Annotated in this window: 25 protein-coding genes; 1 reads left to right on the forward strand and 24 read right to left on the reverse strand. The window is 36.9% G+C overall.

Going from position 1 to position 21,749, the window contains the following annotated elements; genetic code table 11:
* Positions 1-135: 135 nt before the first annotated feature.
* From CWD91_RS14980 to CWD91_RS15060, 17 genes are all read right to left on the reverse strand, one after another.
* Positions 136-492 carry a nuclear transport factor 2 family protein gene (locus CWD91_RS14980; protein WP_103441783.1) on the reverse strand — a complete coding sequence of 119 codons (357 nt, stop codon included), beginning with the start codon at positions 490-492 and terminating at the stop codon, positions 136-138.
* 85 nt (positions 493-577) lie between these two features.
* Positions 578-715 (reverse strand): hypothetical protein, encoded by a 138-nt coding sequence (locus CWD91_RS22820; protein ID WP_192877681.1) that lies wholly within the window; start codon positions 713-715, stop codon positions 578-580.
* The gene (locus CWD91_RS14985) at positions 715-1,614 is read right to left on the reverse strand and encodes a bile acid:sodium symporter family protein (RefSeq protein ID WP_103441784.1); all 900 of its coding nucleotides are present in this window, start codon (positions 1,612-1,614) and stop codon (positions 715-717) included. Before CWD91_RS14985 ends, CWD91_RS22820 begins: the two co-directional genes overlap by 1 nt.
* Before the next feature lie 12 nt (positions 1,615-1,626).
* Positions 1,627-2,265, reverse strand: coding sequence for a class I SAM-dependent methyltransferase (locus CWD91_RS14990; protein ID WP_103441785.1), 639 nt, complete (start codon positions 2,263-2,265; stop codon positions 1,627-1,629).
* Positions 2,266-2,478: 213 nt separating this feature from the next.
* The gene (locus CWD91_RS14995) at positions 2,479-3,372 is read right to left on the reverse strand and encodes a DMT family transporter (RefSeq protein WP_103441786.1); all 894 of its coding nucleotides are present in this window, start codon (positions 3,370-3,372) and stop codon (positions 2,479-2,481) included.
* A gap of 84 nt (positions 3,373-3,456) precedes the next feature.
* Positions 3,457-4,326, reverse strand: coding sequence for an AraC family transcriptional regulator (locus CWD91_RS15000; protein ID WP_103441787.1), 870 nt, complete (start codon positions 4,324-4,326; stop codon positions 3,457-3,459).
* A gap of 125 nt (positions 4,327-4,451) precedes the next feature.
* Entirely contained in the window at positions 4,452-4,859 is a 408-nt protein-coding gene (locus CWD91_RS15005; RefSeq protein ID WP_103441788.1) for a cupin domain-containing protein, read from the reverse strand.
* A gap of 136 nt (positions 4,860-4,995) precedes the next feature.
* Complete coding sequence (locus tag CWD91_RS15010; RefSeq protein WP_103441789.1) at positions 4,996-5,640, reverse strand: DNA alkylation repair protein; 645 nt, start codon at positions 5,638-5,640, stop codon at positions 4,996-4,998.
* A 192-nt stretch (positions 5,641-5,832) separates the two neighbouring features.
* Complete coding sequence (locus CWD91_RS15015; protein ID WP_103441790.1) at positions 5,833-7,254, reverse strand: carboxylesterase family protein; 1,422 nt, start codon at positions 7,252-7,254, stop codon at positions 5,833-5,835.
* 148 nt (positions 7,255-7,402) lie between these two features.
* Positions 7,403-7,981, reverse strand: a complete 579-nt coding sequence (locus CWD91_RS15020) for a DUF7010 family protein (RefSeq protein WP_103441791.1) — start codon at positions 7,979-7,981, stop codon at positions 7,403-7,405.
* Positions 7,982-8,195: 214 nt separating this feature from the next.
* Complete coding sequence (locus CWD91_RS15025) at positions 8,196-8,594, reverse strand: HEAT repeat domain-containing protein (RefSeq protein WP_239985808.1); 399 nt, start codon at positions 8,592-8,594, stop codon at positions 8,196-8,198.
* Positions 8,595-8,763: 169 nt separating this feature from the next.
* Complete coding sequence (locus CWD91_RS15030) at positions 8,764-9,804, reverse strand: serine hydrolase domain-containing protein (protein WP_103441792.1); 1,041 nt, start codon at positions 9,802-9,804, stop codon at positions 8,764-8,766.
* 39 nt (positions 9,805-9,843) lie between these two features.
* A complete protein-coding gene (locus CWD91_RS15035) occupies positions 9,844-10,554 on the reverse strand; it encodes a hypothetical protein (protein ID WP_103441793.1) in 711 nt (236 codons plus the stop codon).
* 197 nt (positions 10,555-10,751) lie between these two features.
* Complete coding sequence (locus tag CWD91_RS15040; protein ID WP_103441794.1) at positions 10,752-11,276, reverse strand: cupin domain-containing protein; 525 nt, start codon at positions 11,274-11,276, stop codon at positions 10,752-10,754.
* 267 nt (positions 11,277-11,543) lie between these two features.
* The gene (locus tag CWD91_RS15045) at positions 11,544-11,951 is read right to left on the reverse strand and encodes a nuclear transport factor 2 family protein (protein ID WP_103441795.1); all 408 of its coding nucleotides are present in this window, start codon (positions 11,949-11,951) and stop codon (positions 11,544-11,546) included.
* A gap of 861 nt (positions 11,952-12,812) precedes the next feature.
* Positions 12,813-14,126, reverse strand: a complete 1,314-nt coding sequence (locus tag CWD91_RS15055) for a sensor histidine kinase (protein ID WP_103441797.1) — start codon at positions 14,124-14,126, stop codon at positions 12,813-12,815.
* Between the two features lies 1 nt (position 14,127).
* The gene (locus CWD91_RS15060) at positions 14,128-14,565 is read right to left on the reverse strand and encodes a response regulator (RefSeq protein ID WP_103441798.1); all 438 of its coding nucleotides are present in this window, start codon (positions 14,563-14,565) and stop codon (positions 14,128-14,130) included.
* Between the two features lie 1,107 nt (positions 14,566-15,672).
* Between CWD91_RS15060 and CWD91_RS15075 the strand changes: the two genes are divergently transcribed.
* Complete coding sequence (locus CWD91_RS15075; protein ID WP_157943806.1) at positions 15,673-16,083, forward strand: hypothetical protein; 411 nt, start codon at positions 15,673-15,675, stop codon at positions 16,081-16,083.
* A 90-nt stretch (positions 16,084-16,173) separates the two neighbouring features.
* Here the strand turns inward: CWD91_RS15075 and CWD91_RS15080 are convergent, their stop codons facing one another.
* The 7 genes from CWD91_RS15080 to CWD91_RS15110 all read right to left on the reverse strand — a co-directional run bounded on the left by CWD91_RS15080 (position 16,174) and on the right by CWD91_RS15110 (position 21,375).
* Positions 16,174-17,085, reverse strand: coding sequence for an SDR family oxidoreductase (locus CWD91_RS15080; protein ID WP_192877682.1), 912 nt, complete (start codon positions 17,083-17,085; stop codon positions 16,174-16,176).
* A gap of 27 nt (positions 17,086-17,112) precedes the next feature.
* Entirely contained in the window at positions 17,113-17,742 is a 630-nt protein-coding gene (locus CWD91_RS15085; protein WP_103441803.1) for a ferric reductase-like transmembrane domain-containing protein, read from the reverse strand.
* Between the two features lies 1 nt (position 17,743).
* Positions 17,744-17,941 carry a hypothetical protein gene (locus CWD91_RS15090; protein WP_103441804.1) on the reverse strand — a complete coding sequence of 66 codons (198 nt, stop codon included), beginning with the start codon at positions 17,939-17,941 and terminating at the stop codon, positions 17,744-17,746.
* A gap of 7 nt (positions 17,942-17,948) precedes the next feature.
* Complete coding sequence (locus tag CWD91_RS15095) at positions 17,949-18,578, reverse strand: O-methyltransferase (protein WP_103441805.1); 630 nt, start codon at positions 18,576-18,578, stop codon at positions 17,949-17,951.
* Between the two features lie 69 nt (positions 18,579-18,647).
* On the reverse strand, positions 18,648-19,613 hold the full coding sequence (locus CWD91_RS15100; protein WP_103441806.1) for an MBL fold metallo-hydrolase: 966 nt from the start codon (positions 19,611-19,613) through the stop codon (positions 18,648-18,650).
* A 449-nt stretch (positions 19,614-20,062) separates the two neighbouring features.
* Positions 20,063-20,512, reverse strand: coding sequence for a MoaF-related domain-containing protein (locus tag CWD91_RS15105; protein WP_103441807.1), 450 nt, complete (start codon positions 20,510-20,512; stop codon positions 20,063-20,065).
* A 98-nt stretch (positions 20,513-20,610) separates the two neighbouring features.
* On the reverse strand, positions 20,611-21,375 hold the full coding sequence (locus tag CWD91_RS15110; RefSeq protein ID WP_239985810.1) for an AraC family transcriptional regulator: 765 nt from the start codon (positions 21,373-21,375) through the stop codon (positions 20,611-20,613).
* Positions 21,376-21,749: the final 374 nt, after the last annotated feature.

Consider the following 21,749-nt stretch of genomic DNA (forward strand, 5'->3'; position numbering starts at 1 on the left):
TTTATTCTCAAAATTACCGCTAACTTTTATATATATGAGCTGTGGCGTGTCTTGGCACCAACCTTTCCAACTGGGGAATAACCAAGCCAAAGCTTATACTGTGCAACGGCGGACTTTTTATGTTTAAGTTTTCGGTTATGGTTGTTTGTTGAACATTAAATACGAAGTCAGCTTGTTTATCTTACCGTTTGTGAAATGAAATACATCACAAAAGACGGCATCTAGTTCACTTCCGTTTTTCATTTTTGCCTTTACTGTTCCTTCAGCAACTACGATATTCCCTTCTTCTATAAGTCGGGTTACACTTATGTCAGGATGTCCGTCGGCATTTGGGTTTTCAATTTCTTTGTCAAATGCAGCTATGCCCTTATGAAGATAAAAACCGGGCATTTCCCATACTACGTTGTCAGTTAGGCACGACAATATTTTTTTGTGGTTGGTCGCACGAAATCCGTCCATATATTTCTCTACAATTTCCTTTTGTTCGCTCATATCTTCTTTTATTGTTATTGCAAGAGGCCAAGACCAAAACTGTAAATGCAGTATAAGTTATTTTAATGGTTCCATTTTATATGATTTAGGCATCTATTTTAATGTCGCTTGATGCTTGCCACCACATAAATTTATTTGTTGTAACAACCTTTGTGGTACCACCCAACCCGCTTTTGCTTATACAAAATGTTATGCGGTCCACTTTCTCCTTTAGATCTGCCATTATTCAATTTTGATATGATTCCATGCCATAGCTAGGCCAAATCCTAATGTTAAATGCACTATGCCCCATAATATGGAGACGGCTACTATGCCTCCGAGAGAAGGGAAAAATGTAACACCAAGCCCAATGGCGAGAGCAACGTTTTGGAATGCAACCTCAATTGCCACTGCTCTCCGCTCCGCTGCCATAAGTCCAGCCAGCCATCCAATTCCCCAACCTAAGCATACTGCCACCAAAAATGTGAAAAGAACAGGAAATAGTGCAGTTTGAGCTAAAAGAGCAAGGGATTTAAAGTTGCTCCCAATGATCATTGCAACGATCACGGCAAATACGATTCCTGCTATTAAACGGACCGCACTACGTATTCGATCGGCCGTAATGGGTCGCTTTGCGCGTAGGAGCATACCGGCAGTAACGGGGATAATTAACATGATCATCAATGTCATAATCACCCTCTTCGGATCCATACTGATATTCTGCAGAATTACATGCGTGGAAGGGTTCAAAGATGCCCAAAAAGCGAACAACAGCGGTGTAAGAACGACACTGAAAAGTGTGGAAATTGTAGTCATACTTATAGAAGTTGCCACATCCCCTTTTGCAACCCCGGTGAGATAGTTGGATAGCGCTCCACCCGGGCAACAAGTGACTAACAATAGTCCGAGCGCGATACTGGGTGAATGGGTTAGATACAGACCGGTCAGGAAGGCAATCGCAGGCAGGATCCCAAATTGAGCAACAATTCCGATTGTGGGGGCCTTTGGCTTTTTGAGGACTCTTCGAAGCTTTTCCCAGGTCAAATCCAGGGATACTGCAAAAACCAGGAAGCCGACCATGATGCCTACAATTAAACCGATTCCCGGATCGAAATTAAAAGGGATCTGATTGATGTCTTCCATCGGTCGTGCTTTTTAGCTGATAATAGTCGGTTTCATTCCAAGCATACAATGAGCACCAAATTTAACCTGATTATTATCTTCAGTTCTACAATTAACAAAACCGGCGTCGCGGAAGGCCTTTTCGAGATCTGATAGCTTATGGAGATAAAAGCCTTCCGTTGCAACAGGTTTAAATCTTATAAAATTTTCCCTGACAGGAAAAGTTACTGCTACAGCTCCGTAGGGTTTTAGAACACGAAACATTTCTCTGAATACAGCGCCCGGATCTTCAATTACGTATGCCGTGGCAACTGTACATGCCTTGTCGAATACACCGTCTTCAAAGGGCAGCGCGTTGCCTGCGGCCTTATGTAGTTTCACCCTTCCCTCGGAGATTGATTTGGCATTTTTCTTAGATGCCATTTCGATTGCGGTATCTGAAATTTCGACTCCTGTAACGGACCCACTGACTGCTCGTTGTAAGAGCAATTTAATGTTGGCACCGTTTCCGAAACCTATTTCGATGATATCATCATCTGTCTGAATATCCATGAGGTCCACCGTCCAGCGTGCATGTGCAATAGTCTTTCTAGTCATCCAAGCAAACAAAATCTTGCCGAATATCCCTCTCGGGTACTGCATCTGTTTTCCGATTGCCTTCAGTAAATTCATTATTCCAAGAGTTTATATTCAACAAAATTAAAAACTCGACTCCTTCCCTTGATGTTCTTTTCGAAGTAGCAACGTAACTTTCGGATATACTAACAAGTTACCAAATTTTTGTCAAACTATAAACCCACCAGGGTTTGTTTTCCACCAGGCGTAACGGTTTTTTTTGACCACGCGGATGCCCGCCCAAATAAAATGTAGGGCGAGTTCATAACACTAGAATGATTTGATGGGCACGATATTCTTCTTTTCTTTTCTAGCATTTAGTAACCCTCCAATAATAACACAAGACATTCCAATAAGGTAAGCAGTATAAAACGGTTCATTAAAAAAGAGGATTAAAAATATGGACGACAAAACAGGTGTTAAGAAAACAAATGGCGCTATAAATGAAGCTTCTGCCATTTTGAGTGCTTTGATCCAAAATATATATGAAAGTCCATTCACTAAAAATCCATTGATTATAATTGGAAGTATGGTATCTATTTCAGGTATTTTAAACGAAGAAAATAGGTTCATGGATATGAATGAAATAATGCTGGAAGTCAAAAAATATATAGTCAATAGACTAATATCGTCCATTTCAATTTTTTTGCTTAAAACAGAAAATAAGGCAAAAACAAACGCCCCAAAGAATACTAGTAGATCTATTGTTAAATTTTCAAATTTCAGTTGTTGAAAATCTCCTTTCGTCAGCACTATAAACACGCCTAAAAACCCTAAAAGTATAGAAACCGCTTTAGGGAACGTAAGTTTTTCTTTTAAAATAATGAGAGATAAAAGAGCAACTAAAATAGGCCAAGAATATTGAACAATAAGGACTTCCATTCCTGGTGCATTTGCGTACCCCAAATAGAGTAGTACATAATATAAATAGGTCCCCAAAAATCCCAAAAATATGGACATGAGCCATTTATTCATGGAAATCTTGTATAAATGGCCAATCCTTTTTTTATAAATCCCTATGCCTAAAAAAAATAATAATGATGACAGACTGGACCAAAATAGAAATTGATGGTTATCCAACCCATTTTGTCCTATTTTGGAAACTACTGGAATTAATGCCCACAACAACACACAGATTAATATGTAAAAGATCGATTTGTTCATACTAGAAAATTTAATATTTGTAATTTTTACAAATTTCAGTTTTCAGTATGGGAATAAATAAGACTATTCAGGAAGATTATGGTATTATGTGGTATTCAAGTCCAACTCGGCCGACTTTCTATATTCCAGAGGTGTTTTTTTAAACTGCTTCTTGAAAGCTTTTATAAAATATGAACTATCGGAATAACCAAGCTCTGCTACAATTTGTTTAACACTTAGGTCGCTATAGCGTAGTATTCTAGCAGCTTCATTTAGTATGTAGGTTTCCAGAAATTTAGCTGGTGTTAGACCGGTACTATTTCGAAGGACAAGATTAAGTTTTTTTTGCGAAATTGACAATTGGGAAGTATAAAAATTCAATTGTTTTTCTTCTGTGAAATGCATTCTAACAAGTTGTACAAATTGCTCCAGTATTTTGGCATTACTAGCATGGGATAGGACACTATCTTTTTCCTTCAAGCTTTTAAATACATTTATTTTAGTTAGAATAATGTGTAGATAATTCTTTACAATACTAGCAGAAGTAGTTTGACTAGCCTCGGAATAGTGGCTTAACAAGTTGAATTCATTATTTAAGAGTTTGATTTCATCAGCTGGAACTTTGATATATGATTGATCAACGTTATGAAAAAGAAGTGTGGATTTGTTTTGAAACCTGTCCAATAAACTGTCGCAAAAACTTACAACATAGCCTTGTACGTCATTGTGGTAGGTTATTTTGTGTAAATAAAAAGGAGCCAAAAGAAAAATGGTCCCATCGGAATAATCGTAATTTTCTCCTTCTATAATATGATTTCCTGAGCCCTTCTCGATCCAAACTATTTGATAAAAAATATGACGATGAAGTGTAGTACTGAAATTATTTGAAGTATTGTATTTTCCATCAATAATTTTGTTAATTACAATTTTTTCATCATACTTTTTAAGTAATTTTTCAAATTCACTTTTAATCACTTGTTGGGATTTTTAATCTGAATATCGGTTAAATTTACTATAATTTTAATTCATAAGATTTACATCTTTAGCTTAAGAAATTCATTGAGCTGATTTGTGTTGGGGTTTGTGCACTAAGCTCGAGATTATTTGTTTTCTTCAAACCACTTTACAATAGAGGGCATATTTCTTTCAAAGCCACCCGGAATAAAAAAGTTAAGAACTCCAGATTTTTCATTTGTCCGGTTAACAAAGTCATGAATGGTTTTTGCCGGTATTCTTAAAAATGCTCCTTTTGCCAAATCAATCCAGCTATCACCAACAAGTATAGATGTAGTTCCTTCGATACCGTAAAAAACCTCGTCATTCTCTTCGTGTTGGTGTGCACCGGGTCCGTCTGAGTTTGGCTCAAGCCACCATTCCGAAATACTGTATTTATTGGCAGTTTCATTTTCATCTGCTTTAAATATTGCTGTCATTGTGCCGCAATTGTAAGTTCTCCCTTCTCCTGATTTGAGAATTATTGTGTCGGTTTCATTGCCCTTATGCTTCATATTTTCTTGTGATAATTACTTTTGCTTTGGTGTTGTCCTCCAATGATCGTTAATGGTTTGGCGAATCTGCGTCTATTTGTTGTTTAACTTTTGTGGTGTGTGGTTATTTCATTTATCTTTTGGCCAAAAAATGAAATCATTGTTTTTTCAATTTGGCAACTTCAATTGAAATAAATTGGGGCAAATAACTAGGTGTGCAATTTTTGCCAACCATTTCATCTTTATAGAGCCCAGTTTTTACTCCAATGGCAATACATCTCGATCGATACTCTTCCTGCCACTTTCCTATTTGCCCAGCCGTGTAATTCATGGCCCATTGGACTTCTGGTTCTTCTTTTAATAGATTTTTTTCTATCGAAGCCAACAGGTCTTCTGAATTTGAATGTTTGGTATTTCCCATCCACCTCAAGCGAGCCTGATAATACCAGAATAATCTTCTTTGCATTTTGGAAGAACTATGTTCCCAAGATTCCATTAAGGCAATTGTTTTTTTATCCTTTGAAAGCTGATTGGCCATCAACCAGTCTGCTAATTGGTTTCTTTCTTCAAAATTATGACATTGGATATCCATACCCAGCTTGTAAACAACTTCTGGTGTAAGGAGCTTTTTATCCATTATTAGAATAGCCAATTGACGAGGTAAGTATTCCCCAGTAGACCAGAGATCCAAGGCCAAATGGTGATCTTTCTTAATTTTTTCTGCAATTTTCCTTAGATCACCAAGCTTGGTACTGGGATTGAGTTGGGAATAAATGCCGTCTACTTTTGGTGAAAGTTTCATGATAATCTTTCTTATTGTTCCATAATAAACAATATACGAATATGGCCAATGGTTACCATAATCCTATTTTAAAAAACGATAAGCCAATTGACGTTTGCTTTCCGCTGGGCACAAACTAGGCATCAACAATTTCCTAATGGTACTATAGCCGTCATTGCGTTTAGATCATATTGTAAAAACGTTTTTAATAGATCACTCCTTTTTTTGGGAAAAAATCCAGTCCAAGAATTCGGGGGTGTTTTTAACTTGGTTCCATATAAGATGCCCTGCGGAAAATTCCGTATACTTTGGACTACCTCCAGCTGCCCTTATGGCATTGATCATCTCCCTTGTCAATTCCACCGGTACCGCTTTGTCATATGCGCCATGAAATGCCCAGATGGGAATATTGGTCATTTTTGAGGCCAAGGCGGGGGTGCCTCCTCCACAAATAGGAACAGCGGCAGCAAATTTTTCTGGTTTTACGCCAATGAAATGCCAACTACCATAACCCCCAAGTGACATGCCTATAACATAGCGTCTTTTGTCATCAATGTTGTATTCCTGTTCAAGATAGTCCATAGCTTCGAAAACAAGGTTTGAAATATCCGGTTCATTTAAAACACCTCCGAAACCTGCGTTTGAAGGACTTTGGGGCATGAATATAAAGGAAGGATATTTTTCACGATTCTCGTCGGTCGCCAAGAGTTGTGCGGTGCTGGTTGCCTGCAAGTGAATCAAATTGTCCTTTCCTACACCACCCCCGTCGTGCAAATTGACCACTAAAGGGTATTTTTTGCTGCTATCGTAATCTTTGGGCAACAACAAGCGGTACCTAAGGGTGTCATTTTGATTGTTCACATACATTCTAGCTTCAAAATTACCTGCTAATAGTTTGGATCTCGCCACTTTTCCTTTTTCCCAAGAGTATTCAGAAAAACCACTGTTCAATACCACAATTATTCCAATGGTAGAAATTATTCCAAGCGTATTTCTTATACCCGTTAACAATTTAGAAGGCTTAGAATTGTCCTTGTTTTTGATCAAGTCCAATTCCTCTTTGAAATTCAGTATATAAAAAGTAAGAATCAGGCTTAATGCTACTAAAAACCATAGAGTAATTTTTTGAATGGTAAGGGGAATAGTTTCGCTTGTGGTGTTCATGGACCAAAACATAAGTGCGATCAGGCTAAGCTCCAACGAGAACCCTATAATCCCTACCCAAAATAGCCAACGTTTATGTCTAGTCCCAGAGGTAAAAAGGCTAACGGAATAGATTGCCCCAACAGATAGCAGCATTATAAAAGCCTTCGGGATAAATTCCCACAATTCCCGATCGGATAGGGCCGTATACACCCACAGAGTATAGGCTAAGGTGGCTACAAAAGTTGCCACAAGGGCTATTAATGCAATTGTATATTTTTTAATCCGGAAATACCAAATCAATATCAGGTGAACCACTATGGTAATAACACTCATTAAAATAAACCATGGCTCGAAATACGGGCTAAATAGGTAGAACCGAAATCCCGCAAGGGATTCAACAATTATTTGAACCAAGGAAACCACAATCTGGAGCCCAATGATGAAGATGGCGAACTTATACAGCTGCCTGTGATCGAAACTGGTTTTCATATTATTTATTAATTTTTAGGTCCGTTAAAATGTTGAACAACGTCTGGATATAGCAACAAGTTACTATTTATTTAATAAACCAAAAGTCAATTGGCATTAGCCTTCCTTTGCACATTTAGTGGGACTTATTTACTTTCCCAATAGAACTCTAGCCCCCATCTATGGGAGTTGATGTTGCAGTGTCGTTATTATTTCTTTTTCTTGTTTTAAGAATCAATAAGGTCAATATGTAGATCAACACAATGGTAAACGGTATTGCTATAAATCTATATTCTGGTAAAAGGTACCAAAGAGCTACAATTGATATTGTTCTTATCATGGCATGAAAAATGCCTACCCAATGTTTTATAATCCAGGAAAATGGCAACCACATTAATCCAGTCAAAATTCCTACTGTCATTGGAAGGGAAGAATAGTCGACTAAAAAAAAGGGTATGGCAATTGAATATACTAAAATGGCTTGTGCAGCGGTAAAAAGGAAAAGTGAATCGAATTCATTTTTCGGTTTACTTTTATCCAGGAAATTTTCACCCGTAAATTTTGAGAGAAATAAACCTAGGTATACAATGCTTCCTGTTCCAATAAATATGGCCCAAACAGATAAGAAATCCGAGAAAAAAATCCCCATAATTCCAATAAGAGCCCAAACAATCAACCCAGCTATTGGTGTAGCGAGAAATTTTTGATTGGAAAATTCAATTCGCTGTTCTTCAAGTGTTCTTTTCATTCTTTTAGTTTTTTAAGGCACCATAACGATTTGGCTATATTCGGTAGCGTCCCCTAGGGTGATATTGCTTGTATGTTTTGTTGTGTGCACCCTTTTTATTTCTTCACTTTTTTTAATGCATCCAAGTATTTATTGTTAACACCGTTATCTGTTTCCCTATCACTTAGTTTCTCCATTTCGGGTATTAATTCTTTGTTGATTTCTGTTTTCAGTTTCAATATTTCCCAAATGCATATGCTGTTGCCCACCGTACCACGGCCCCCTTGTTATTCGTATTAATAAGCAAGTTTTTGGTTGGCTTGTGTAAACTATTTGGAGATTTCTTTGCAATGTTCCCTATTATTTTCGCACTTTCCCATTTCACTCTTGGTTCATCATTTATCAAAGCATTGGTCATGCATTCTAGGAGAGGTTCATCAGCTATGTCCGTTGTTTTCTTTGTAGCGCACTCAACAGACTCAATGCAAGTTGCTTTATTGATCGGGGATTGATTTTCTGCGAAGTTCAAAAGTTTATCCGGCGGTAATTCTCCATTTACCAGCCATTGACACAATTCTTTTGCCTTAGCCTTGGCTTTTATGGATTTTTCTTGAAATAGTTCTTCTATTGTCATATCGCATTATTTTTATTGGTTGGACACTACGTACGGCTATAGCAACATTTTACAAACTATATGTCAACTGGTATTTGATTTTCCCCACGCATAGTGGTTTTTTTCAACTGACTTCGCAACAACATATTAGCCTCTTGGAAAGTCAATCATAGAAATGTTTTACACCTCGTTATGAGCTTATATTACGGCTCACTATTTTTACAATTCTACTATAAATGATTTCAGCTAAATTCCAGTCATATCCATCAAAATTTGTGGTATTATTAAATTGAATAACCACCGTGTCCAGGTCTTTATGGTATTTTGCAATACTCTGATAACCTACAAGCAGGCCTGTATGCTCGTACACGTAAATGGAGGAATAGATTTCCTGTTCACCTTCATTAAACACGGAGCCATTGTTAAGGGCCCTCAAGAATATACCCACATCCTCTGCAGTAGCCAGCATTAAGCCTGTGTTTTCTGTCTTAAGATCCTCCTCATAGCCAACATAATATCCACTCATAACATCATCTATATTCACTTCATTTAACGAACCGAAAGTATTTTTCAGTCCTAAGGGAATCAGAATTTCCTCCTTGATATATTGTTGATGGCTATAATCTAACTCTTTATCAATAAGATCGGAAATCAGCATATAATTGGTATTTGAATAGCCATAATCTTCCCCTGGTTCAAAGTCTGCCGGTAAATCCAGAGCGTAATCCAGTGTTTCTTGTTTGGTTTTGGGCGGATTTTTCCAAAAATCGGGATGGTCTACAAAATTGGGAATGCCACTCCGGTGCTGCACCATCATTCTCAAGGTGATTCTTTCTGCATTTTCAATTCTCCCCACAAGTTCCGGAAAGTAATCCGCGAGCGTTTTATCCAAGGACAAACGTTTGGCCTTGACCAGTTTTGCGGTAGCTACAGCCACGTAAAGCTTGGTAATACTGGCAATCTTGAATAAGGCGTGGGGGTTGGCAGGTATTTTGTTTATTCGGTCATGCCAGCCGGCGGCATAAAACTCCGGTGGCTTTCCAGCTTGGTCCACGTAAACGATCATGCCATCAAATCCATGGTCAATGGCTTCATTTACTTGTTCTTGAACTGTTTCGGGCAATGGTAATATCCATGCCTTTACCAAAATCCATGGTACAAAATACAAAGAGCTTATACTAGCAATAATGAATACTATTCTAAGAATACGTTTAATCTGTTTTTTTGACATATAATATTATTTTTGACGATAAGAAAAAATTAAACCCCGTTAATTACCAGTTTCGTTTTTAAAAACAATCTTTCCACAGGGAATTGTTCCGGAATCATTAGGTGCTATGCTAAATTTGTAATAAAGGTCTTGTTCTTTCAAGATAAGTGCAGCTCTTGCAGTTCCCCCTGCATTATGGGAGAGCGCAGCTATATAGAAAATATGCTCTTCATTTGGGTTAATCGTTTTTTGCAACATGGTCGCTTTATTAAAATTAGCATCTAAATAGGATTTTAGTCCAGTTAGGCCATAGTTGAACGATGATAGTTTATCATATGTCAAGGTATCCGTTGGTAAAAATAACTTCAAGTAGGAGCCAGGCGGAGTGAAAATTGCAAATGTATCCGCGGGAAAATTAATATTAAGCTCTAATGGTGTGGTGGTTTCATTGATTATCCGAGTCCAAAACACCACAAATCCATACCTTTTTTCCGAAGAATCTATATATTGTGTTCCATCAGGTTCAATCATACCGCCCTTTGGATAGCTGTTCTGTATGGTTATCCCTTTTCCGGTCGAAAACGTATACACAGTATCTGTGTAGATATATTTGCTTAAATCATGGATTTGAGATAGTTGGCCGTTTTCATTTTTTGTTGGGTCCACAATCTCCGAATCAATAGAAACCTTGGCGGTTGTGGGCTTACCTCTTTGCCCACAGGAACAAAGCCAAGTAGTTGTCAAAATCAATATTATTAAACTTTTTCCCATTATTTTTGCATGCTCACAACGCTTGGCTATGATGAGTGGGGGTTAGAAAGTACTTACCTCTCCTGTGGCTCATAGCCACGCCATAATTTAAATTCATGATTTGTGGCTGACATTCCAAGTACCACCAAAGTTTCCTGACCATTAAAACCCCATTCATTTATAACTGTTGTTAGCCACAGTTTCATTTAATTTATAACCTAATTTTCCAACATTGGATTTGGTCCAAACTCTTTATAGCTAGCAATATTTTCGGACAATATACCCAATACATTTATCGGAGTTCCCCCCCGATTTACGAATGCATGGACGGCACCAGCCGGAATCTTTACAATGTATGGCCCCTTTGCTGTAAATTGTTTTTTATTAATAATATACTCAACAGTCCCATCATAAACTACATGCAGTTCATCAATGTCATGAGTATGCAATGGTGGGCCGCCTTTTGGCAAGGTCATCGCCATGAATATAGAAAGCGATTCAAAACCATAATCCTTACCTTCTGCTATGTAACCTAATTCTCCAGGGTGATCGTAATATTTTTGTAAATGTTTAGGCTGAATAATATAATTGGACGTGTCAAATTTTACTTTAGGCTGATTCCAAAAGCTGGAATCAGGAATTTCACCGAATCCAAAAGACTTAAAATTAGTATTCAATTTTTCGTATTTCTCGGCACATCCAAGCACTAACATAAAAATCAGAATGATTAAAGTTCTACGCATATTTTTGCATTTATTGGTTAACTGGCTAACCTACGGATATAGGAATGTCACTATATATTTAATAAATAATAAGTCAATAAGCCTTTGCTTTCCGCCACTTACATGGAGAAATCTTTTTGCCCGCCCGAACGTGTCTCCTGCCAGTCCGCCCTTGCCTGTACGGACGGAAATGATTTGTCGGGCTGGTTTCGGTACGGGCGGGTTTTCGCTTGCCACGTTTTTTAGCGTAGCTATTTTTTAATCACCTAACCTCTGATACAATTAAAATTACTTTTCAGCGTCTGCCAACTTCTTGGTATCAACATATTGCTGAAAGGCAGTAATTTTTCCTTCATTATTTAGCGTCCATAGATGTGCAGCCTGTGCATTATAGGCCTTTCCTGTTGCATTTACTTTAGCATCATAGCGTAGGGTGGCCAAGACATTGTTGCCATTCATGCCGTGGATTTTAATATCCTTCAACCCAAAGTACTCGTGGTTGGCTCCAAGACGTGCAAATACACCTTCCAATATTGCATTTGGACCAATATAAGGATTGCCATCTGCAAGCGAATTACTTTCTGCTTCGTTCCATTCAATATCGGGATGCATAGACCCGAGTACCGTAGGCATATCTCCCGTTGCGAAAGCGTTGTAAAGATTCTCAATAACCTGAAGGTTTTGTTTGTTTTCCATGATTGTATTTAAGTTAAAAATTTTATTTCCAATTCTTTTAATTCTTTCGAAGAATACTGGATGATTCCAGATTGCCTTTATGTAAGCTATCCCATTAATCCAATAAATTTTCGATGGTATGCAGAAGAGGGGGGAGTACTACAACCAAAAGCGGGATTATCTCCTCCTAAGGTAATAAATATTGGTTTTGGTATTTGTTTCATCGATGAAATACAAAAATATCCGCTGTATTCCATCTTTTCGTTATCTTCCAATTAGTGGTTCACGTGAGAAATGCCGGACCTGAATTAGGTGTTTGGCACATTTATTTTATGTTTTGCTATATACGTAGTAACTGAAGATGAGCTATTTATATTATTTTGGTTACCCAATCAGGCATTATCCATAAACAGAGTTGTGGATACCAAAGCTTGATTACAACTAGCCATTTTGCTTTTATTGTTTTTGGTATTACCTGTGCTCCCGACGATGAAACTTATTAGAAAGATCCAGAAAAATGTGCATGTTTAAACAACCCCCTTAGATGTGTTTCTCCGGTCGTAACTACCGAGAGGCAATCCGATTCCCTCAATGCCATATTCAAACTCCCTATTCGAAAGAAATAAATATAATCACGTCCAGAAATTTATTGGTAAAAGAACTGTAAAATGTTGTAAGAAATACTTTTGCCGAACTTGAAGTTTTATTTGCAAAACTCTGGCCCGATCCAAAGGTGAATATCCATTTTTAAGCCCAAAAAATCTTTGTGCTTAAGCTTAGGCGGTAATGTGAATATTAGTGCAAAGTATGAATTAAGGATTTTGGAAACTTTACAAGCTATGGAAGAATAAAGTCCCATTACCTAGTCAAAGTCACAGACCTTTACAATGGTAGGGTCGAAGGAATATAAATATCAAAGCTAGCTCCTTTATTAATTTCGCTGGTTGCTGTAATAAAACCATTGTGATTTTCTACAATTTTTTTTACGATTGCCAACCCGATACCTGTCCCTGGTATTTTGTCTTTGTCGTGAAGGCGTTTAAATAATTCAAAAATGTGGTCTTTGAATTGGGGTTCAAACCCTATGCCGTTGTCTGTTATTGTGATGTGACAATATTCTTGGGCAGATAATTGTTTATCGCTAATTACGTCAGTGTTCTTTACAATTTCGCTCTTTACCATTATGATGGGCGATAAATCGGGTTTTGAAAATTTAAGGGCGTTGCCAATAATGTTTTGTATTAGTTGGTGAAACTGAAAGGGAATGACTTGCACATCGCACACCCCAACTACTTTGATGGTGGCGTTTTTTTCAGCTATGGTTTCCGTAAAATCTTTTTTTACCAATTCTATTACGGTGTTGATATTGGTGATAACATATTTCCCCTCTGAAGTAGTTGTTCGGGAGTATCCAAGCAAATCTCGAATCAAGGATTGCATGCGATTGGATGCATCACTCATTCCCAAAACGTAGCTTTTTCCTTTTTCGGATAAGTTTTGTGATTCATCGTCTATTAGGCGGGCTGAGAAGATTTGTATTTTTCGCAATGGCTCCTGCAGATCGTGGCTGGATATGTAGGTAAATGATTCTAATTCTTTATTGGCAATAATTAATTCGGTTGCCCGCTTTTCTTTTAAATCACTTTGAAAGGCAAGTTCCCTGTTGGCAATGACCAACTCCGCTGCCCTTTTTTCCTTTTCTTCGTTTTGAAAAGCAAGCTCCTTGTTGGCAATAATTAATTCGGTTGCCCGCTTTTCTTTTAAATCGCTTTGAAAGGCAAGTTCCTTGTTGGCAATGACCAACTCCGCTGCCCTTTTTTCCTTCTCTTCATTTTGAAAGGCAAGTTCCTTGTTGGCAATGATCAATTCTGCGGCTTTTTGTTCCTTTTCCTCGTTTTGCACAACCAGTTTCTTGTTGGCAATGACCAATTCCGCCGCCCTTTTTTCTTTCTCAACGTTTTGAAAAGCAAGTTCATTATTGGCAATGATCAATTCTGCGGCTTTTTGTTCCTTTTCCTCGTTTTGTACAACCAGTTTCTTGTTGGCAATGACCAATTCCGCCGCCCTTTTTTCTTTCTCGTCGTTTTGAAATACAAGTTCCTTGTTGGCAATGATCAATTCCGCTGCCCGCTTTTTTTTCTCCGTATTTAGAAAAGCAAGCGATCTGAGAGCCTTGGCTAATTGAATTCGTATCATGTCATGTAATTGATAAAATATAATTTTCTCTTTGAGGTCTTGGTGATGGCCACATTTCAAGTGTTAAAACCTTTTCAATTGATTTTACCAAAAGTCGAAACGAAGTAGGTTTTTGAATATAGTAATTTGCGCCTTGTTCATATGTTTGGTCAACAAAAATATCGCTGGCCGATGTTGAAAATATGACAACGGGAATATCCTTTAGTTTAGGCGTATTTCTGATTTCCTGTAGGCATTGAAAGCCATCTTTAAAAGGCATGTTCAGGTCCAGGAAAATTACATGGGGTGGTGGGTGTTGGATTAAAATTTCGAGATTTTTCATCAATTCCAAACCATTGTTGGAAAGCATTATATCAGTGGGGATGCTTACTTCCTTAAGTGCATCTATAAAAAATTCGCGGTCATCGGCATCGTCATCAGCAAGAAAGATATTTTTCATTTTTTTTTATTATATATGAAAGAAACTCTTTCGTGTGATTGTCTTTGTTGATGGTCGTACAAGGCAATAAAGGCTTATCTGGGTGTCGGGGCCATTTTCTTTGGCCGGGTATAAACCTTGCTGTTACTAGCTACATAGGTCGGCATTGGAAAATGAATCATCATACAAATATAGTTATTATTGGCTTACAGTGGAATATTTGGCCAATGGCCAATTGCGAATTATGGGAGATTTACCGCTATTTTTAGAGTTCCATAAATGTTTATTTGGCAAAACTCATTTGTAGTATGGGAAGTGTTTTAAAACCGGTCCTTTTTTTTAGAAGACATAAAAATATTACCATATTCATCAAGGAATCAAAAATGTATAAATTCAGGATTCTTATTTGAACTTTGAAAGGTTTTTATTATGCTCGTTGGATAGACCATGACTATTGATGCCATAATAGTACACTTATCCAATTGGATTTTATAAAACCGGTTTGTAGGGATGGCTATTTTCCAATTGGGTTGATTCATAATTGTAAAAGAGCTAAATTTTTATATCCAGCCCTTTCCACTAAAATCAATAATAATCTTAAGCACTTACCAAAACAAGCTAGAACAGTATTGTTTTTAAAAAGTGACGATGTCCTCGTTTTTTCTTATTGGTTTGATATTTTTAAGTTCGAGCAATATTGTTTGTAAGGCCTTTGCCGATTCCCTCTCTTTGGAAGTAATGGAACTTCCATTGTAAAATATCGGTCGAAGGAAGCTTCTCATTTTTCCAAAATTTCTGTAAAACAAAGTATTCTCATTCCATGTATCCATATGTACTGATTAAAACGCTATTGAATAATACAATAGCACACAAAATTGAGATATTATCATGATAAAAATGTTATATAATTACTACAATACATTACATAATTCCGCTGTTCTATAAATTTTATAGCACCCGAAGTTTGATGTCCTTAAATAAAAGTAAGGCCACAAGAAAACTCGTTATCAGCTAATTTCTCCGATTCCGATACTTAGCATCAATAATATATCCGATACGGTCAACCTTGGCAATTGCTTATCACCACATTTATAGAAATCCTTGGGAAAGGAATTAACACTGATGAAAATGGATACAATTAGCAATGGAACCTTTGGAAAACTATGGGAAATTATGCGAAGGAACAAGGAAGAGGAAAAGGCCTATCACTATGCGGCCAACAGTGCAGATGATAAAAAGTTGATGCATTATTTCCGGGGAAAATCCATGGAATGTAAAAAATTTGGCAAAGCCCTCAAGATTAAAGTAATGGCTGCATTTCCTGCTGGAGGTGGACCGAAATCAGAGATGGATATCGTGGAAATGCCCTTATTGGAAAGTGGTGCTACTACGCTAAAAAGGTTTTCCTTGAGGGAAAGGGCGGATGTTGACGACTATCGCGAAATTCTAGAGAACCAAAAACTTCCCTTTGATATTTACCAGTTAATTAGAAAACACAAGATGTGGATCGAAGTGGACCTGTCAAAATCAATGCAATGAGTTGTCCTCAATTCAATTCACTAATCTAGGAAGGAGGGAAGGTCCTAGGCAAATATAGAGGTACTTGGAATTATAAAATTGTTCTTTCCTTTAACTCAAGTGGTTGTTATTGTTTTTTATCGGTTTTCGCGAATCTTCGATTTCTTGCTTTCTAGTTTCATTTTTTATTGCTTTGATCATTGTCAAGGCCGATTTGTGAGGTCTTCCTGTTGCTTTTTCATAATCGGAACTTACTTCGTTGGCACCTATTTTGATTCCTTCGTAGATACCGGCTATTATAGTTCCTATAAAATCACCCAAGGCTTCCTTTCTTTCCTGCTCATAAGCCTCCACCGAAACAGGATTGTAGGTCAGATTTGTATGATACACCTGGTTTATAATTTTGGCTAATTCTGCCTGGGTAATGGCCTCGCCAGTAAGGTTATAAACTTGCCCGTTATGATTTGCATTGAGAAGCATTTGCGCATAGGCGTAGCCCAATTCCTCCCTACTGGTATAGGCACATTTCCCCTCTCCAGCACAATTTCTGATCTCTCCCTCTTTTATATAGTTGTCAATATACTCAAGGTCCGGTTCTATATAAATTCCATTTCTACCTATTACCCATTCCAAACCGGATGCCCGGACATCTTTTTCGGTCGCACGATTGCTTTGTACCACAGGGCTGAATGCGGTTTTGTTTTCATCGCCTACAATACTGGTGTAAACAATTTTTTGCACTCCATTTTGTTTTGCCGCTTCAATTACATTTCTATGTTGTTGGATTCTTTTTTGCGGCTCATCCATACCCGAAACCAAAAGAACGGCATCAATACCTTGTAGGGCTTTATCAAAATCCTGGCGATTGTTGTAGTCTCCCTTTCTAATTTCTATGCCAAGATGTTTTGCTTTTTCAGGGGTACGGGCTATGCCTATTACATTCTCTTTACCATTTTCCTTTATAAGCTGTTTTACAACTGCTGTCCCCAATTGTCCGTTTGCCGATGTTACCGCAATTTTCATAATATTTTAATTTACTTAATTTAATTACTAAGCTATACTAGTTCTTGTGTTTGTTCTAAATGCAATTAATTTTTGCTTGATTAAAGGTATTCTAATAATTAATCCCAAACCTACTATTATTGCATATATAGCCCAAGTTTTATCCAAAATAGCAACGTGTAATAGGCTTAAAAGGATGACAGCATAAGCCAGACTTTGTAGTTTTTTCCATTTTGCTTTTAGCTTCTTCATTGATTTTCTATTGGAAGTAAGAAATAGCGGAATTAAAAATAAAACAGCCACGAAACCTGCAGCATAGTTAACTTGAGCAAACGTCTCAAGAAAGCCTTCAGCACTTAAAAATATGATAAAGTGAAGGAAACTCCACACCGCAGTGGCGATTCCCATAGCTTGCCTTACAAAAAGATTGTTGATGCCAAAGAGGATAAAAAACGGTGTACAGCTTAGTACGGCTGTCATCCATCTTATAGCGAACTCTCCAGAAACATGGTATAACATTTCCAAGGTGGTTTTACCATCGCTAGCTGCTCCTTCGATTAAGGTAACCGCAAAGCCATTCGTAAAATTAATATGTATCATATTAAAAATTACAAATAAGGGTAGGGTGGCCAATATGGCAACCAGCATCCAGCCGTAATTTCTTTTTAAGAATTTCATATTATTGACTAGTCTTTAAAGTTTCTAATTCCTTTTCAAGCTTTTCTGCTTTTGCCTTAAATTTTTCCATAGCCTTTTTAAGTTGACTTACTTTTTTAAATACCTCATCATCCTGAATGGCCTGGTAAGAAGTCACCCCGTCTGATTCTTTTATTCTTGACTTGCTGCCACATGTTGGGCAAATGGATACTTGGCTCATAATTCTTTTATTTTTTAATGGTTGCCAATACTACTTTTCCACCAAATTTAGTTTGTAATTGATACTTCTGATTTTGACCAATCGTTCTTAGAAATGCTTTAACTTCTGCCATTTCTGCATTATCAACATATATTAATGTGTTTGCATGAAAGTTGGGCTCAAGCATTTGGAACAGGGGTAAATACAAATCTTTCCAACCGTCCAATAACAATAAGTCTATAGGTTTATCATGATTTTTTAAAGTTTTTAATGCATCTCCAATTCTAAGCTCGATATGGTTGTTTACACCAGCTTTTTTAAAATTTTCAATTGCCTGTTGCGCTTTCGATTCAATTAATTCCGTGGTGATAATGCTACCTCCGGTTTCCAATACACCTTGAGCCAAGAACAGTGTAGAAATTCCAAATGAGGTTCCAAACTCAATAACATTCTTAAGGTTATTTTCCTTTATAAGTTGTACCAAACCTACTCCTTGTTCTTTCGAAATAGAAAGGTACGCATCCTTAAAATCCAATGGTTGCATAGGTCTGAAAACGCTTTTTGCTGCCCCCTTCATCATATTGAGCATGTCATACTTAGAATCGTTATAGAGTTCTTTTAAGGTTGATTCTATTTCCTTTTGTTGTTTCGTAATCATAATTATTTTTTTTTGGAAAAGGGAAACATTTTAAATGTTGTTGAATGATTTAAGAAACCAATTGGTAGATTAAAACCAATCGGCTCCTGGGTCACCAGGAAAGAACGCATCTGGTAGTGATAGAAAGATTCCACCTTCCAAATGGTTAGGGTAGCGCAATTCCAGTTCATCCATTACTTCTTGTTGATTGGAAGCAGTACCTCCTCCGGAAATAGTTTCAGATCCTTTAATAAGCCCTTGAGCGGTTTGTAGATAATCTATATTTTCATCAATTACAGTTCCAATATCGTTACGAGAACCATTATGCCCTACAAAAAGATGACTGTAACCCGAAAAATTGGTTTTTATAACATTTAGACCCGCTACCCAATTGTCTATTTCGTCTTCACCTGCATTGGGTGTGTATTCTCTTAAATATGGATGCGTAAGGTTGTAAACTAGGTCTCCAGAAAAAACGATTTTAAGTTCTTCATTGTACAAAAAACTATTTTCCCCAGTTTCAGCGTTGGAAACTTTGTCAAAAGTAAATGTTAGGCCTCCAATTTCTTGGGAGCCACTAACACCTATAACTGAGTTAGAGTATAAGCTTGTGAAATCATCGGTATTGTTCAATTGGTCGGCAACCGTGTTTTCTGCATAAAAATTTAAATCGGTAAAATTCCCTGCACCTCCATAATGGTCACCATGGTTGTGGGTTATAATTACAGCTCCAGGTTTGTTAATTGCATCTATATAGGTTTCCAACTCATCCGCAAAAGCAGGTGCAGGTCCTAAATCCACAAGTACTATATTGTCTTCTGTCTCAACAATTGTAACCGTATATGGCGCCGCAGCAAAATCAATGGTATGGTATCTTACGGTGTTTTCTGTAATTACGTTTACCACACCGGTTGTAATCAATGAACTTGATGGTGCTTCTCCAAATTCTACCACTACAGGTTTAGTTTGCTCTCTATTATCACCATTGCTACATGAAACCAATAAGGTTGTTGCAATGACTGCCAAGAACCAAAAATTTAATTTTAAATATTTCATAGTTTTTATTTTTAAGGATTAATTTATTTAACACTGCAAAGGTGATGTGCATCTACAGTATTATTTTTATCAAAACGATAATAAAAATGGTAAATATGGAATCTGTGGTTGAAGTTGTTGCCCAAATTGGAAGGGGTTATTGTTGGTGCGTTTTGTTTTGTAGTACCTAAGCATGTCGGCCGGAACTTCAAATCACGATCTATAAATTAATTCCTTTACCGATTTAGAAGAGCAGATCAAATATGGTTTGTTTTTATGCTGAAAATGGAATTATAAACCCATCTTGTCAGGTCAACTAGGCGTTAATCACTGAATTAAACTGGTATAAATAAAAAATCTGATGAAGGTTATACAGACTTCATCAGATTTTATAATAGATTCCAATATATTCCTATCCCTTCAAACTATAGAACATATCAAAGAATAGGAGACTAAAATTAATTTGCAAATTATTCAGCTGTCTTTAAATGATCGATAATTCCACTTTTAAAGACTGTTTTTAAGGTTCTTTCGGGCCTGTTTTCGTATCCGACTATAATAGAACTGTGCACAAGCATTTTTTCAAAATCAAAAACAAGGGTTAAATAGTCCCTTTTATCTGTTTCATGCCAGTTGATCAAATAAAGATCACTGCCAATTTTTCGGGAACGATAAGGAATATCCTTGTTGCCATTTCCCTTTGCCGGTCCAGCGACCCATTCGTATTTGGCTTGGCCATTGTAAAACTCCATATGTATGGCAGTACCATCCTGATATTGGAAATTTAATGAATATCCATCCAAAAAATGTTCGGGCTGTCCGAACTGAAAATTATTTTCGTCCTTGGTTTTGCTTTGAGCCAAGCTAAGTCCAACACTGAATAGAGCAAGGCAAATAAATGTAGCTAATTTTGTTTTCATTTTCTCTGATTTAAAAGTTTGGTACAAAATTGGCCCTATACGGAATAATCCGGTAGGTTAATCTTCGGAAAAGAATGGTAAATATGGGAACGAAAACCCTATACGTCGGTTTTGAACTGTTTTGGGGTAGTGTTAGTATGCTTTTTGAAGAATTTGGTGAAATTTGTTACTTCATCGAAACCCACTGCATATCCAATTTCCTTTAAACTGTAATTGGAACTAACAATGGCTCTTTTAGTTTCAAGAATTACTAAATTATCTATAAAATGTTTTGCAGTATTTAGCGTAAATTCTTTCACTATTCCATTTAAATGCTTTGTAGAAATAGAGAGCATATCCGCATAATCCTTTACATTTCGGGTGGCAGTATACTTTTCTTCCACTAAATTTTTAAACTCAAAAAATACCGGATAATGCTTTTGCTGTTGTTTTGGTGAATGATCGGTCTGCGAAAGACGTTCCAACTTTAGTAAATACAATTCTAGAAGTTTCGCCACAATATTTTTTTGAGCATAGGTGTTTTCTAATTCAAGTTCATCCTTTAACTGCTCTATAAACGATTCATTAAAATTGCTGCCATCAACAGCAGTTTTGGAAATATGATAATTATAGAGATGTGATATAAACTGGATCGATGATTTTGAAAAATATTGGAGCACAAATTCTTCCGTAAACACAATGAGGAATCCGTCATAACTCGGATTTTCTTCAAAAGCATGCACTTGTCCCTTTGCTATTTTTAATACGGTACCTTTTTTTAATGGATACTCTTTCAAATCAACATGATGGCTTCCCGAACCTTTGGTAACGATCAACAAGGCAAAAAAGCTAAGCCTATGGGGTTTATTGGGGTCATGATCCAATCCTGTCCTTATTTTAGCAAATAATGTGGATAGATTTAGGAACTCAAATTCCTTTTCGTTCTTTTCGCTTTTAAATGATATGTTTGGAATGTTGTTCAGACTGGTAAGTTTTTTAAGCTTTAGTACCCTAATGGGTGATATGATTGTCCTAATATACGGCTATAATTATTGATTTTAGTGTACCTAAAAAGGGCCATTTTAAGAGACTGCTTGGCAGTGCGCGCTTTATACCAAAAAAAACCTTGACTTTCTATATAACCCCTTGCTACTAAATACTCTTGTTAATCTACTTTTGGTGCCAAGACTTTCCTACAAATATTTACCTAGGTAAGAACTATTATTAATTTTCAAGGTGATCTAGTCTAAAATGGCTA

The organism is Arenibacter hampyeongensis, assembly GCF_002909255.1.
GTDB classification, from domain to species: Bacteria; Bacteroidota; Bacteroidia; order Flavobacteriales; family Flavobacteriaceae; genus Arenibacter; species Arenibacter hampyeongensis.

Excerpts from the sequence above, each read along its gene's own strand:
- CWD91_RS15060 (WP_103441798.1), bottom strand. The coding sequence starts at position 14,565 with ATGAAAAATATCTTTCTTGCTGATGACGATGCCGATGACCGCGAATTT.
- CWD91_RS15075 (WP_157943806.1), top strand. The coding sequence starts at position 15,673 with ATGGATACAATTAGCAATGGAACCTTTGGAAAACTATGGGAAATTATG.
- CWD91_RS15035 (WP_103441793.1), bottom strand. The coding sequence starts at position 10,554 with ATGGGAAAAAGTTTAATAATATTGATTTTGACAACTACTTGGCTTTGT.
- CWD91_RS15105 (WP_103441807.1), bottom strand. The coding sequence starts at position 20,512 with ATGAAAACAAAATTAGCTACATTTATTTGCCTTGCTCTATTCAGTGTT.
- CWD91_RS15030 (WP_103441792.1), bottom strand. The coding sequence starts at position 9,804 with ATGTCAAAAAAACAGATTAAACGTATTCTTAGAATAGTATTCATTATT.
- CWD91_RS15010 (WP_103441789.1), bottom strand. The coding sequence starts at position 5,640 with ATGAAACTTTCACCAAAAGTAGACGGCATTTATTCCCAACTCAATCCC.
- CWD91_RS14995 (WP_103441786.1), bottom strand. The coding sequence starts at position 3,372 with ATGAACAAATCGATCTTTTACATATTAATCTGTGTGTTGTTGTGGGCA.
- CWD91_RS15045 (WP_103441795.1), bottom strand. The coding sequence starts at position 11,951 with ATGGAAAACAAACAAAACCTTCAGGTTATTGAGAATCTTTACAACGCT.
- CWD91_RS14990 (WP_103441785.1), bottom strand. The coding sequence starts at position 2,265 with ATGAATTTACTGAAGGCAATCGGAAAACAGATGCAGTACCCGAGAGGG.
- CWD91_RS15085 (WP_103441803.1), bottom strand. The coding sequence starts at position 17,742 with ATGAAATTCTTAAAAAGAAATTACGGCTGGATGCTGGTTGCCATATTG.
- CWD91_RS22820 (WP_192877681.1), bottom strand. The coding sequence starts at position 715 with ATGGCAGATCTAAAGGAGAAAGTGGACCGCATAACATTTTGTATAAGC.
- CWD91_RS15080 (WP_192877682.1), bottom strand. The coding sequence starts at position 17,085 with ATGAAAATTGCGGTAACATCGGCAAACGGACAATTGGGGACAGCAGTT.
- CWD91_RS15055 (WP_103441797.1), bottom strand. The coding sequence starts at position 14,126 with ATGATACGAATTCAATTAGCCAAGGCTCTCAGATCGCTTGCTTTTCTA.
- CWD91_RS15020 (WP_103441791.1), bottom strand. The coding sequence starts at position 7,981 with ATGAAAAGAACACTTGAAGAACAGCGAATTGAATTTTCCAATCAAAAA.
- CWD91_RS15005 (WP_103441788.1), bottom strand. The coding sequence starts at position 4,859 with ATGAAGCATAAGGGCAATGAAACCGACACAATAATTCTCAAATCAGGA.
- CWD91_RS14980 (WP_103441783.1), bottom strand. The coding sequence starts at position 492 with ATGAGCGAACAAAAGGAAATTGTAGAGAAATATATGGACGGATTTCGT.
- CWD91_RS15095 (WP_103441805.1), bottom strand. The coding sequence starts at position 18,578 with ATGATTACGAAACAACAAAAGGAAATAGAATCAACCTTAAAAGAACTC.
- CWD91_RS15100 (WP_103441806.1), bottom strand. The coding sequence starts at position 19,613 with ATGAAATATTTAAAATTAAATTTTTGGTTCTTGGCAGTCATTGCAACA.
- CWD91_RS15040 (WP_103441794.1), bottom strand. The coding sequence starts at position 11,276 with ATGCGTAGAACTTTAATCATTCTGATTTTTATGTTAGTGCTTGGATGT.
- CWD91_RS15025 (WP_239985808.1), bottom strand. The coding sequence starts at position 8,594 with ATGACAATAGAAGAACTATTTCAAGAAAAATCCATAAAAGCCAAGGCT.
- CWD91_RS14985 (WP_103441784.1), bottom strand. The coding sequence starts at position 1,614 with ATGGAAGACATCAATCAGATCCCTTTTAATTTCGATCCGGGAATCGGT.
- CWD91_RS15090 (WP_103441804.1), bottom strand. The coding sequence starts at position 17,941 with ATGAGCCAAGTATCCATTTGCCCAACATGTGGCAGCAAGTCAAGAATA.
- CWD91_RS15015 (WP_103441790.1), bottom strand. The coding sequence starts at position 7,254 with ATGAAAACCAGTTTCGATCACAGGCAGCTGTATAAGTTCGCCATCTTC.